The sequence below is a fragment of the Seonamhaeicola sp. ABD4_175 genome (assembly GCF_056160885.1).
The window spans coordinates 907,440-922,516 of record NZ_JBSWYC010000001.1; the positions used below are offsets into that span (position 1 = coordinate 907,440).

The following is a 15,077-nucleotide window of genomic DNA, read 5'->3' on the forward strand; positions in this document are numbered from 1 at the left end:
TATAATTCAAACACTTAATTACTAATTTCCAAAATTGTAACGTATGGTTAAACCAGACCTGATGGTTGTTTGCGGAAATGCGGTTGATATTGCATATTCAGAAAAGGCATAATCAAAATAAAATATACCTGTTAGGTTTTTACTAAACGCGTAATCTGCAGTGTATTTTAATGCCCAAATAGTTTGGCCTGAGGTTACTTGATTGTTTTCTAAATCTAAATACCTAATAATGGTTTTATTATCGCGTACAGATATGTCTGCTTTCATATTTAAATCGCTTACCACACGTTTTTTAGGGCCTGCTAGGTTTGATTTTATGCGTAAATCTTTTATTCTGTAACCCAAACCTAACGTGTATTCATTGCCTTGTACCTCAGTTAACAAATTATTATCAAAGCTTAATGACAACATACGGTCTTTGGCTATTTCTAATAATACTTTTACCGAGTTTTTCATTTCAAAATCTATGCGTGCCAACGGACTAAAAGATTCTGTTAAATTAACACCTCCAAACAAACGCTGGTTTTTGTAATTACCTGATTGATCTAAAGCTTGTTGTGGCTGGCTCGCATAAGCTACTCCGGGTATTGGTGCTTCGTTATCATTTGGGTTTGTATTTAAATTTAAGTTGGTATTAAACTGGTTTATTGTATATGCTGAACGATACCCGTGTGTTAAAGAAAAACGTTTAAAATGTTTTTTAAACCATTTAAATTTCATGAAACCAGAATATTTTAAATCCCAGTTTGGTATTGGCACATCTCTAAAAGCACTGGTTTTAACTTTACTTGCATCTTGCCCCGTATACGCGGCTAAAAATGCTGGCAATAATACTTTTTGATTGTTTTTACCAAAACCTAGTGGGTAACCATCGGCATCTCTACCATATGCAACACCAGGACCGTAAAACTTTTCGGCTAAACGCTCTGCAATTTCAAGTCTGTTAGCTCTAAATGTATTAAAGGTTTCTGATGTTATTTCATCACTGGTATTAAATGCTGTTTTAATTAAAACTGTAGAAATATTATAATTACCAAATGTGTTTGGTGTTAATGATTGGTATTGTAAATTACCTAGAACGTTATTTACTCTGAAATTCTCAGTGTAATTTTCATAGTATGTTCTGTTTCCAACTAAATCTATTTTTAAATCTTTTACAGGCTCTAAACTTGCCGAAATATCTAATTGTTTGGTATGTGTTGCGGTGTATTGTTGGTTAAACTCATCAAATAAGGTTAGCCATCCTTTTCTGGCTGCTAAATGCCTAACATCACTTTGGCTTCCAAATGTAAACCCTAATGTTGGCCTTAATGTACCAATAAAACCTGGTGTTTGTGTATAACCTGGTAAAAAAGTACCGTTGTTTTCAGAGTACCTTATTTGCATACGCTTTATACTGGTTAAAATGTCTACGCCAGCATTTAAAAGTTTAGTTACCGACTGGTTTTTGGCTTTTGGTTTTGGCTTTTTCTTAGCGTTTGTAGGGCTTGGAGGTGTACCACCTGGAGTTGTTCTGCTGCGTACGCGCCTAATTGGTTTTTTTACTAAACCAATATAACGGTAAAATTTATTCATATCTAACGATGCATTAATATCATGCACATTAGAATTTTGAATGGTATGTACATCTTCACCAATAACTTCGCCATATAAATCAGATCCTTTTTGCCATTGAAAGTTACCTGTGTATTGGTATGTAGCATCAATAAAACTAAGTGTTGGTATTTTATTTATTGGTAATTGATAAGTTATACCTAAGTTTTGACTTTGCCTGTTTGGATCACCCACATCAAATAAACCGTCCCAAACATCAAGGGTTTCATCTTGTTCACCTCTAATTAAGTCGTTATCCTTAAAATAATTTCTAACTATATTGTTATTAGCTGCATTAAAGTTTAGCTGTAAAGCATCTGTTAAATTATAATTGATAGTATATTGAAAATCGAAAGTATAATTTCTTCGGAATAGTTCTTCAACCGAAATATCATCATCACTCAGTTCAATATTTCTAAACTTTTGTCTATTGAATTGTCTATTAATATCTGTATTAATACTGAAACTTGATGGTAATAAATTAAGATTGAAATCTTTTAAGAATTTCCAGTATCTACCTGTAAATAATGAATCGTTCTTTTTGAAAGGTTCAATTTTTACCGGATTGAAGTTAAATGCGTAGTTAGCACCAACTCTTACCGTTTTATTTACAGAGTTTTCAATTTCAAAATCTCTATGTTCTACTTTATTATAGGAATAATTAAGTGTTAGGTTTTCAACGTCATAAAAACGTGGGGTTTTATCGGTTGTTCGGGTTTTTCTAACGCCAATAAAATTGATACTTTGACGCTTGGTATAATCTTCAGATTGTTTTTTAACCCTATCTTTGTCTGCCTGTGTGTCTTCGGCATCAATACGATCTTGTAATTTTAAATCTTTGTATACTTGATCGTATTTAGGCGTAATTAACTCTTCGCTTTGCGCATAATTAAACGGCACTTGAATACCCCATTTTTTTGGTAACAATTGCCCAAGCTGTACATTAGTTACCACATCATATTGTTTTACATCTTCTAAAGCACGCTGGCTTGGTCCTTGCTCTATAGACCCAAAACCAGAAGTACTTTGCCTACCGGTGGCACTAACATTTGCAAAGTCTGCAATGTTTGAATCCATGCTTACTACAGCAGCCCAACCACCTTCGTTATCCATATCAGATAAACGTAACTCATTAAACCAAACCTCGGCACAAACATCATTTCGTGGAGTAGCATTTTTTACACCAACCATAAGTGTTCTTACATCACCAAAATTTGGGTTTCCTTTTATACCAATTCTGTGTTGGCCAGCCACATAACCTGTAAATGGGTTTGACACCTCAACTAAACCACCATTAACTACATCATAAAACGTAGGGTCTTCATTGCTTAGCGTAGCATTTGAAATACCTAATGCTTTTGCTTGCCCCAATAAATCTATGGGTAAATTTATTTCATTAGCCCCTGGCCACAACCCTTCTCTGGTAGTAGAGGTTGACACTTCTAAAGGAATTTCTATTTGGTAGTAGTTATCATTTAAATCGTTACCAATTCTAATAAAACCAACTACTTCATTACTACTTAAGCTTTGGCCTTCTTGTGCTTCGGCATGTAAAAACATACGCAAACGTTTAAATTGGCGCATATCTACATTTATGTTTTTAAAAACACCTCTAGCATCCTGAGTTTCTAAATTACAAACATTTACAACTAACGATTGCTCATTTTGCTCAACTACAGTATTATTATTAAAAAGCTCTTCAGGCTCAATACCTGGTGGCCTTTCATAACTTCCTTCGTTTTCTAAAGTACCAATAACGCCCACAGAAAAATCGGTTTGAGGGTCATCAGGCGACGGGTCATTTTTATCAAGTGCCAATGTGTAACGCCTCCAATCACTTCTTACCAAATCTAAAGTACCAAAACGGAACACTGTTGGCTGTTCAAACTCTTTTAAATACATACGGACAAAGCGCACCGACCTTAAATCACTAATACCGCCTACAGATTTAACGTGACTACCTTCTACAGGTACGCGTAATAAATACCATCTTACATTTTCTGTATTTCCGTTTGGTAAATTACGTGGTGTTACTTTAAAATCTCTAATAAACTCCCTAATTGGGTTTGTAATAGGTAAATTATCAAATTCTGATTGATTTTCGGGTAAATTTTCGGGTGTAATATCTAACTCATACTCAAAATAACTATCAATGGTATTCATTGTGTTATCGCGGTTAATATCCTCAACATCAGGTTGTGTATTGGCGGCTCTTTGCGTATCTGTAAACGTATCGGGCGTGTTGCCTTCAACACCATTAAAGCGTTTGTACCTATCAAAAATATTACCTGTTGTATCTAGAAAATAGTTGTAATTATCATTTGCAGGATCATCTAAAGCGGCATAATTAGGGTTTAAATTTTCTCTAGTGACAAAGTCTCTTTCGGCATTATCACTATAACCATCATAACCAACATCTTGGTTTGTACGTTGTTCTCCGGTAGTATCAAATGCATAAATTAACGATTGATTTTGAGGCGTTACCGTTCCCCAATCTGTGGTTGGCAATAGGCTAATATCGCCATCTTTTGGTAAGCCGTTTTCGTATAATTTCTTACCATCTTTTATTATATCTTCGGAAATATTACCTAAGTTAAAAACTAATTTTCCTCCTGAGTTTGCGGGGTTTTCTTGAAACGGATCTTGTAACCAAAACTCTATGTACTCAACATTTTGTTGCTCAAAATCTGTTGATGTTAATTGGCGCGTAATACCTGCCCAACTTTGGTTTGGGTTATCAATAATTCCATCGGCTGCCGATGGTTCAAAATTATAAGGCCCACGCTCTTGCGGGTAATATGCTAAATCTAGTGTGAAAAGCACCGAGTTTTGCCCCTGTACTAAATCTCTATCTGGAAACAACTCATTTATAAAAACTCTACTGGTGTAAAGTGATGATAAATCGTTATCATTTATACCATCAGGACGTCTTGTACTGTAAAAAATAGGGTCTATGGTGTACCAGTTTAACATGGCTCTACCAAAACCGTTTTCAACGCCTGGGTTGTCATTACCAGGAGAATTAGTTAAATCTAAAGGTCTACTTGATAAAAACCAAGACTGTTGCGATCTTAAATCTATGGCATTTTGGGTGCCTTCAAAATCATCAATATACGATGTAGCTTCGCCATTTAAATTAGTTCCTTTGGGTGAACCTGGTGCTAAATATGCAAACTCACCTCTTAATGACAGGTTAGATTCTGCATCGGTATCAATATTAGGTAATTTATTTACCAAACGTGTTAAAAGCGGCACTTTTGTGGCATAGTTACCGTTAATACCAAAAATGGTATTGTTAATAGGCTCTGTACCGTAATTTGCTTTTTGAGTTATTGGGCGTTCATTTAGGTTTAAAAGTGTAGCACCTAAAAGAAAATCTTCATTAAATTTATGCTCAATATTTAAACCTGTAAAACGGCGTGTTTGCTGCCCAAATACGGCATTGTTTTCTGTTGAAACTTCAATAGGCGTGTTTGATGCTTTTAAAGCTTCATCTAAAATTTGAACGCGCCCTAATTGATAATTCACCGTATAATCTACGCCTTCAACCAACAATCTTCCTCCTGCAGTTACCCTAACCGAACCTCTGGGTACGTTAAATGCACCCAACGGAATACCATCACTTCCGGCAGATTTATAGCGCCCTTTTAGTTTGAATTTATTTTTTTCAATTTCATCTAAAGCAGCTGTTTTGGTTTGTTTATAAAGAATATCATAAACATATTTTTGCTGATCTGCGTTATAATCTGCATCATTATTATAATCACCACCACCTAACACATTAAATAAGTATTCACCAAATGGTTCGGCACTGGTGAAAATAATTTTTCCACCTTCGGGAATTACTGTTATGCCTGGATAGAAATCAAAGAACCCATCACCTTTTGCCTGTGGGTCATTATTAAAATTCAACTTATCTAAATTAAAAACTCTAAGTAATGGTACGTTTTGTAGTTTATTGTCTTCAGGCGTTGAACCATTAACAGTATTACCGTTAATATCTAACTCAAAGTCTCCGCCAACTGGTGTAATAAAGTTTAATGGCGATGCTTCGTTATAAAAAATATTTAATGTAAAATCATCTTGACTTAAGTTATAAGCACCTGTATCATAAATGTTTTTCATCATTAAATTCCAAACAGGTTCATTTACATTTGTTATGCTACTTTTTAAAAGTTTTAATACCAAACTTGTATTTACAACATTGGTTACCTGCCCATTATTGTTTGTTTCAACATTAGTAGCATCAACACCATCATTAGCAAATTCACCCACTTGGTATACTTGCCCACCAACAGTATATTGAAATGCTACGGCTAAAACCTCATCATTATTTAAACGCTGATTTAACGAAATATAACCTAACTGCGAGTTTAAAGTATACTCTTGTTGGGTTAACTTACGGGCGTTTTCAAGCTTAGCATAATCAAAACCTTCTCTTACGTTAGAAACCGTAATACCAGATTGTACGGTAGCAATATCTCTAACAGCATTGGTTAGTTGTGAGCCTGCGCCACCAATATTTGTAGGATCAAAATCATTATTTAAGTTGTTTGGGTAGGCACCCGGACCTACATTTACAAAGCCTGCAGGTGGTGTATCTAAACCAATAACATCGTTTTCACCCAAATCTTGAAGCGCTACAATGTTTCTAACATTATCTGTTCGGTTGCTACGGTTGGTTATCCAAACTTCAATTCTTGTAATTTGAAGTCCTTTATTATTTATAAACGGATAACTTTTTAAAGAGGTATCATACGTATCTTTAAAATACTGTGCTAAAAAGAAGTGCCTATTTTCATCATAATCTCTAATAAAAAGTTCAAACTCTTCAACAGTTCCGCCACCTTGAGCTACAACGGTATTTGCTTGAGATTTCTGTTCAGAAAACACACCAGTTACTGTTGTTTTTCCAAACTGTAATTGTGTTTTTACACCAAATAAACTTTGTGCGCCCGTTATTAATGAACTGTTTAAGGGCATACTTACGTTACCAACTTCTATTTTTTGAATAATATCATCTTCGGTTGGTGTGTATTCTAATTTTATTAGGTTTTGAAAATCAAACGATGCCTGCGTATCATAATTAGCATTTACTTGTAACCTAGTACCAACTTTACCTTGCAGACTTAAATTGATACGTTGATCAAAATCAAAGGTGAAATTGCTTCGGTTTCTTGGTGAAAATGCAGGATTGTCTTGTCTTGAAAACAGAATTCCTAAATCCATTTCAACAGAACCTTGCGGAATAATTTCAATTGAATTACCGCCAAAAATGCTTTCAAACAAACCAGATTTTACATAAAACTCTGGTAATAAGTTTTTTTGGCCTTCTTCGTCATCTTTATTTCCGCTAAAGGCATCAATTTTTTCTTGGTAGTATGATTTTATACTTTGCTTAGCAACTAAATCATAATACTCTTTTGGTGTTAATATTACTGGATATTTAATATTGAAGCTACCTATTTTTTCAGTATAAATATACCTATTTGTAACAGGATCATAGGTGTATTTAGACTCAATACTATTAGGGTTTGGTGATTTTATTGTACCTAAACTAAAGCCTGTTTTTACAGAGTCTTGTGGTATTTGTTGAGACCATACAACTACACTGCAAAGCAGCATAAAAGCTAATAGTGTAGATTGTTTTACAGATTTATAAAATTTGAGGTTGGTTGTGTTCAAAATACTTTTATAAATTTTTTAAGGCCTGTTTTATAATGGTTTCAACATTGGCATCTGGCTCAGACGCTACAATTTTATCAACCACACGTTCTGCCTGTTTTTTGGCAAACCCAAGCACTTCTAAAGCAGATAACGCTTCATCTTTGTTGGTATTGCCTTGGGCAACAGAAACTTCATCAATATCGTAAATCTTTAATATTTTATCTTTTAAATCTATAATTACCCGTTGTGCTGTTTTAGCGCCAATACCTTTTATAGACTGAATTAAAGCCACGTCATTACCTGCTATACCTTCGCGTACCTGTTTTGGTGTTAATGATGATAGCATGGTACGCGCCGTACTAGCCCCAATACCACTAACCGATATTAAAAGCCTAAAAATTTCGCGTTCAGCTAAAGATGAAAACCCAAAAAGTGTGTGCGCATCTTCTCTAACTTGAAGATGCGTATAAAGCTTAAGCTGTTCGTTATCTGGAATTTGAGAGTAGGTATGTAAAGAAATATTTATCATGTAGCCTACTCCGTTACAATCTATAACAACATGGGTTGGATTTTTTTCAGTAAGTTTTCCTTGAATGTGCGTTATCATGTATGTACCCTTAACTCACCAAATGTAATAAAATTATTGGCATTAAATTATTTCTTAAGTGCATTTTCCTTTTCGTACTTTTCTTTCTGTTGTGCATCAATAACAGCAATAGCCGTCATGTTTACAATTTCATCTACATTAGCACCCAACTGTAAAATATGTACTGGTTTGCGCATACCCATCATTATTGGCCCAATAGAATCTGCTTCATTTAACTGCTTTAATAATTTATAGGTGATATTTGCCGAATCTAAATTTGGAAAAATTAAAGCGTTTACTTTTTTACCTACTAATTTAGAAAACGGGAATTTTTCTTTTAGCATTTCATCATTTAAGGCAAAATCGGTTTGTAATTCACCATCAACCACCATATCTGGATAATAACGATGTAAATATGATACAGCTTCTCTAACTTTTGATGCTTTATCGTTATCTGAAGACCCAAAGTTTGAATAACTAACCATGGCCATTACCGGATTTAAACCAAACAACGAAATAACTTTTGATGTCATTTGAGCAATTTTAGCTAAATCTTTTGATGATGGGTCAATGTTGATAGACGTGTCACTTAAAAACAGAGGCCCTCTTTTAGTCATCATTAAATTGGTGGTAGCTATTTTTGAAACTCCAGGCGCCATACCAATAAGCTCTAACATTGGTTTTACAACCGTAGGATAACTGCGTGAATACCCTGATATTAAACCATCGGCGTCACCTTCATTTACCATCATAGCAGCAAAGTAGTTGCGCTCTCGCATTAAACGTTGTGCTGAGTAATAGGTAACACCTCTGCGTTTACGTTGCTCCCAATATACTTTTGCGTATTTGTTTTTTCGGGGATTTTCTTCTTCGGTTTTAGGGTCTATAATTTCAATGTCAGCATCAAATTCAATAGATTCCATTAACTCTTCAATAGCTTCTTTTCTTCCTAATAAAATAGGAATTGCAATACCTTCTTCATAAGCAATTTGTGCTGCTTTTAAAACATCTAACTGGTCTGCTTCTGCAAAAACAATACGTTTGGGGTTTAATTTAGCGCGGTTTAAAAGGAGTCTTACCAACTTATTATCTGAGCCTAATCTTTCGTATAATGTATCTTGATATTTTACCCAATCTTTTATTGGTTTTTTAGCTACACCAGATTCTATGGCCGCTTTTGCTACTGCTGGTGGCACTTCGGCAATTAAACGCGGATCAAAAGGTTTTGGTATTATATAATCTCTACCAAAGGTTAGTTTGGTTTCGCCATAAGCAACATTAACTTGCTCTGGCACTGGTTCTTTTGCTAATCTTGCCAACGCTTTAACTGCAGCCATTTTCATTTCTTCGTTTATGGCAGTTGCTCTAACATCTAGAGCGCCTCTAAAAATAAACGGAAACCCTAAAACGTTATTTACTTGGTTAGGATGATCACTACGACCAGTAGCCATAATTATATCATCACGCGTGTCTATGGCTAAATCGTATTTAATTTCAGGATCTGGATTTGCCATGGCAAAAACTATAGGATCTTTTGCCATTGAAAGTAACATATTTGGTGTTACAATATTTGCCATTGAAAGCCCAATAAACACATCGGCATCTTGCATAGCTTCATCAAGTGTATCAATTTTTCTATGGGTAGCAAACTCTGCTTTTTCTGGTGTTAAATTATTTCTATCATCTCTAATAACGCCTTTACTATCAAGCATTACCATATTTTCCTTTTTAGCACCACAGGCTTGGTATAACCTTGAACATGAAATGGCTGCTGCACCTGCTCCACTAATAACTATTTTGGCGTCTTCAATATTTCTTTCAGTAAGTTCAATAGCGTTTAATAATGCTGCCGCAGATATTATTGCTGTACCATGTTGATCGTCATGCATTACCGGTATATCTAGTTCTTCTTTTAAGCGACGCTCAATTTCAAACGCTTCAGGTGCCTTAATATCTTCTAAATTTATACCTCCAAATGTTGGTGCTATATTTTTTACTGTTTTAATAAACTCATCAACATTTTCAGTATCAACTTCAATATCAAAAACATCAATATCTGCAAAAATTTTAAATAACAAACCTTTACCTTCCATTACTGGTTTAGAGGCTTCAGGACCAATATTACCTAACCCTAATACAGCTGTTCCATTTGAAATTACAGCTACTAAATTACCTTTTGATGTGTAACGGTAAACATTATCAACATCTTTATCAATTTCTAAACAAGGCTCTGCAACTCCGGGTGAATATGCTAAAGATAAATCTCTTTGGCTTGCATATTTTTTTGTTGGTACTACCTTAATTTTACCTGGTGTTGGTTTTGCGTGATATATAAGTGCTTCTCTACGTTTACTTTCTTCGCTCATGGTGTGTATGTTTTTCTTCTCTTTTTATTGAGAATAGCATGTTTTTTGAACTTCAAATATAAGAATACTAAAAACGTAACCATGCAATCTTTAAATATTATTAATAGCTTTTTAAGCAAACAACATAATTACTGAAAAATAACGACAAGTATTGATTTAACAGTGGTTTTTTAATTGTTTTTTAAAGAATTTAACAAGCTTTGAAAGCTACCTGAATGTAAATTTAATGTTAACAAATTGTAAACTAAAAGTAAATTTAGTAATTTTGCTAAAAATTAATAGCCCTATGAAATTACAGAATAACTTAAACAGACTGAAAAAAAAGGTATCATACGAGTATTGGATTTTAACTATTAAATTAAAATTATACGCTTTAAAATATAGGCGAGCATTAGAAATGCCCTATGCTTAAAAAGGTATTTTAAACTTCATTTTATTGTAGTAAATTAATATTTAGAGTAAAAAAACAATTTTGACAAAGCATTAATTTGCAATTCAATTATATTTTAAAAGGTTTATTAGTAACCTAATTAATTATTCGATTACTAATAAACCTTTTATGATAGTATTTATTGTTTAAAAATGAAGTGTACGTTTGTCTGCTCCTTTTTTAATGATTATATGGAATGAAAGACTTTTAATGTTTGCTTTTAATTGTGCAAATTCATCATTATTAGTCCAAATTATATCAATAATATGAGCTTCAGATTTATTAATTTTAATATCTCCAGAAAAAGCTTTACTAGTATTACGTAAACGCATTAACTCTAATTGTTTCAAAACTACATCTTGTTTTAAGCCAGACTCAATTTCTGCTAGAGACAATGTAGTACGGTTAATTTCTTTATGACCACCGCTTCCTGCGTTATCGGCAGCTTCATAATCGTTTTTCCCTGCAAATAAATCGAGATACCATACTTGAGGAATTCCAGGAACAAACATTTGAATAGCTCTAGCCAATAACAACTTTTTTTCATCTTCACCTAACGCACTAAAAAATGTGGCATTAACCTGATAATATGATATTTTTTTACCGTCGGGACCGTAAAGATTTTTTACACGACCACCGCGGCCTATTACCGTTTCCATAATAGCATCAATCTCGCTATCATTTAAAAGGCCTTGGTTGTAAACACCATCAATTTCCTTACCTTTTAAATCGAGTACAGGAATACCATCGTGACACCCAAGCATGTTTACAGTTTTATAACCTTTTGCAACAATCTCGTTAATCCATTTATACAAGGCTTTATTGCTTGCGGTTTCTAATGTATGAATCATTAATCCCGGCAAGAAAAAATCGTAAATTTGATAGCCTTCATTAGCCACCTCATCATGAAGATTCACACCATATTCGGCATGAATTTCTGGCAACAACTTTAAATTATTTTTATCGGCAATTTGTTTTATGCGCTCCAAATATTGCCAAGTTCCTGGTTTATTAAAAAAGTTAGTTTCTCCTACTTCTTTATGCAAATAAGCAAAAGCATCTAACCTTAATATTTTACAACCGTATTGTTTTAACTTAGCTAAAGTTTCTTCATAAAATTCCCAAACCAATTCCGATTTGGCATTTACATCCATTTGCCCTAAATAACTTCGTTCTTTAGTTTCTGAATCTTCTATTATTTGCTGATAAAAAGTGTTCCAATAAGGTTGTTCGCTACCATCAGAGAACGGCACTTTTAAAATTGGAAGACCCGATTTTCTCATAAAAAGTTTATCGAGATATTCGGGATTTGGTTTTATAACGCCATCGCTATTTAATTCGCCATAACCCTCCCAAAAGGTATTCCAGTTTATAAAAAAATCTTTGTATTTAGAAGCATTACCATGTGCTAACAAATCTTTGAATTGCGGCGAAGCTACAGATAAATGATTTAGAACAATATCGAATTTTAGCATGATATTGAGCGCATCTAAATCTTTTAAATCGGCTTCTGAAACCAAGTCTTTATTAATATTATAATCTATTATTGAAAACCCTCGATCTAAATCGCTATTAAAAAAAGTTGGCAACACATAAAACAGCGAAAAAACATCTTTAAATTCAGGTTTTTTAAGCATTGAAATGATATCGCTTAAATTTTCACCAATACTATCTGGATAAGCGTTAAGCATAACGCCATTTGGAATAGAATTTTTAGTTGAGCTCATAATAATTATATGTTGAGACTATTTTATAAAAGTTTTGAAACTATGTTAATGTTATCGGGCAACCTTCCTACATTTTGAAGCTTTAGCGCTGCCAATTTTAAAGCAACTTCTAAGCATTCAGTTACAGGTTTTTCATTAATATACGCAAACAAAAACCCAGACCAAAAAGCATCACCAGCACCTGTTGCATCCATCACTTTTTCAATTTTTATAGCAGGCATTTTTATGAGTTCTTTTCCTTTTTGCGACAAAACAACACCTTTACTGCCTAAAGTTAAACACACCGTATCAACACCTTGATTATGAAAAAATTCGAAAATTTCTTCGTGAGGCAACTCTTTTTCAAAAAGTCGCAGCATATCATCTTCGCTAACTTTTACCAAAGGATTAAATTTACAATATGCTTTTATTACCGACAAAGCTTCATCTCTACTTTCCCAAAGTTTTCTGGCATAGTTTACATCAATACTAAGTTTACACCCTAAATTATAAGCTTCTTCGGCTTTTTTAATTATGGTGTCTTGCGCTGGTTTTTTACTTAACGCAAAACAGGTTGTGTGATATATTTTTGTTTTTTTAAGGGTTTCAGAAGTTATTTGGTCTTCTGTTATTTTATAATCGGTATCACGAAATGGCAAGAAATCTGGCGTACCTTCCGATCGGGACACAAAAATGACACTTGTTGCATTTCTTTCCAATTGTTTAATAAAATTAACATTAACACCAACGCCTTTTAAGCGCTTAAAAACATACTCACCAAATCCATCTTGCCCAACAGTAGCTACTAAAGCAGCGTTTAAACCCAATCGAGCCATATTCATGGCAACATTAGTTGGCGACCCACCTAAATAGCGGTGATAATCGCTAGTTTCGTTTATTAAAACACCTGGTTGATGTCCAATAAAATCGACCAAAATTTCGCCAACACACAAAATATCTATATTATTATTTTCCATTGAAAATTATATCTGTAAAATTCTGTTTATCTAATTTTAACCTACCTTTTTACTTTTTATAAAAAGTGTACACAACGCACTTATTACAAGTAATACTCCTGCAAAAGTTATAGCGTTTCTAGGGTCGTTATTTAGGAAGTTTTTAAGAATAAAGCCGAAAGAAAGTGTTTGAAGAATCATTGGTATTACAATCATCATATTTATAATACCCATGTAAACACCGTAACGTTCTTTTGGAATATCAGACACAACCATTAAGTAAGGAATCCCCATCATACTTGCCCAACCAATACCAAACCCTGTAATGGCAAAAAATAGTAGGTTTTTGTTTTCTATATGCGGAAAGGCTAAAAACCCAATAGCTGCAATAATTAAACAAAATGCATGTACTTTTTTAGCACTAAACTTTTTAGCAAAACCAACCAATGCAAATGCCACTAAAAATGTTACAACATTATACCAACCATTTACTAAACCTGTCCATCCTACGGCTTCACTATAAGCTTCGGTATTTTCTGGAGTTGCATTCCAAACTGAAAGCGCCACACTTTTTGATGAATTTTGCCAATAACAAAACAACGCATACCATTGAAACAAATATACCAAAGCCAACTGCCACATTACTTTAGGCATATCTTTTATGGCAGAAAATATTTCTAGAATGGGCTCAAAAACACCTTGTTTTTCTTTTATTTTAGCTAGTTCTTCATCAGTGGGCGGTATTTCTTTTGTTTTACTTATACTCCATAATATAGAAGCTATTGAACAAAAAGCTCCTAAAAAAAATGACGCATAAACCCATGTTGGTAAAGCACCCGTTTTACCTATAAATATTAAGGGAAAAATAAACAATGAAAGATTTGCTAATACCTGCCCAAAACCTGTAAAAAAGCTTTGCATTTGAAAGCCTAAAGGTTGTTGTTCTTCATCTAAATTATCTGCAATGAGGGCTCTATATGGCTCCATAGCAGTGTTATTTCCGGCATCTAAAATCCATAATAATCCAGCAGCCATCCATAAAGAACTACTGTAAGGAAATGCAAATAGAGTTAAACTACATAAAATAGCACCAATTAAAAAAAAGGGTTTGCGTCTTCCAAACTTTGGGCTCCATGTTTTATCACTTAAAGCGCCTATAATTGGCTGTACCAACAAACCTGTTACAGGACCCGCTAAATGTAGTATAGGTATTTGATCTGGGCTAGCTCCTAAAAAATCATAAATAGGTGTTACAGCACTTTGTTGTAAACCAAAGCTATATTGAATGCCAAAAAACCCAACATTCATATTTAGTATTTGCCAAAAAGACAATTTTGGTTTAGCCATTTTCATTTTTATTTGGTTTTAGAAATTAGTTGGTTTAAAAAGCCTTTAAAATTTGCTACATCATCATTCATTATTATTTCTCTATCAATTACAACAACTGGTAATGACACCGTATTTAAAGATATATTTGCTTGTTGTAATTTTAATATCATTTCTTTTTCTTTAGCTAAATTTTTATCAACATCAAAATAAGTAAAAGCTACTTTGTGTTCTTTTAAGAAAGCTTTAGTATCAGTACAATAATGGCAAGTATCAGCTCCATAAATTACTACTTCATTCTTTGTGGTTTGATTATTACTTATTTTTTTGACTGCAACAAAACTTAAGGAAACATATCCTAATATTGCTAAAAACAAAACAAAACGCTTTTTCATGACACTTATTTTTTTGTAAAAAAGGGGTGGAACAACAAATAAACCCACCCCT

7 protein-coding genes are annotated in these 15,077 nt (G+C 33.6%); all 7 read right to left on the reverse strand.

Going from position 1 to position 15,077, the window contains the following annotated elements:
• Positions 1–21 precede the first annotated feature (21 nt).
• Positions 22–7,278, reverse strand: coding sequence for a T9SS outer membrane translocon Sov/SprA (sov, locus tag ACXAG4_RS03700; RefSeq protein WP_475294724.1), 7,257 nt, complete (start codon positions 7,276–7,278; stop codon positions 22–24).
• Positions 7,279–7,285: 7 nt separating this feature from the next.
• Positions 7,286–7,867, reverse strand: a complete 582-nt coding sequence (gene ruvA, locus ACXAG4_RS03705) for a Holliday junction branch migration protein RuvA (RefSeq protein ID WP_475294725.1) — start codon at positions 7,865–7,867, stop codon at positions 7,286–7,288.
• 47 nt (positions 7,868–7,914) lie between these two features.
• Positions 7,915–10,212: an NADP-dependent malic enzyme gene (locus ACXAG4_RS03710; RefSeq protein ID WP_475294726.1), complete on the reverse strand. Its 2,298-nt coding sequence runs from the start codon at positions 10,210–10,212 to the stop codon at positions 7,915–7,917.
• 576 nt (positions 10,213–10,788) lie between these two features.
• Positions 10,789–12,369 (reverse strand): sucrose phosphorylase, encoded by a 1,581-nt coding sequence (gtfA, locus tag ACXAG4_RS03715; RefSeq protein ID WP_475294727.1) that lies wholly within the window; start codon positions 12,367–12,369, stop codon positions 10,789–10,791.
• A gap of 23 nt (positions 12,370–12,392) precedes the next feature.
• A complete protein-coding gene (locus ACXAG4_RS03720) occupies positions 12,393–13,325 on the reverse strand; it encodes a carbohydrate kinase family protein (RefSeq protein ID WP_475294728.1) in 933 nt (310 codons plus the stop codon).
• A 36-nt stretch (positions 13,326–13,361) separates the two neighbouring features.
• A complete protein-coding gene (locus tag ACXAG4_RS03725) occupies positions 13,362–14,657 on the reverse strand; it encodes an MFS transporter (RefSeq protein WP_475294729.1) in 1,296 nt (431 codons plus the stop codon).
• A 2-nt stretch (positions 14,658–14,659) separates the two neighbouring features.
• Complete coding sequence (locus ACXAG4_RS03730) at positions 14,660–15,025, reverse strand: glutaredoxin family protein (protein ID WP_475294730.1); 366 nt, start codon at positions 15,023–15,025, stop codon at positions 14,660–14,662.
• Positions 15,026–15,077: the final 52 nt, after the last annotated feature.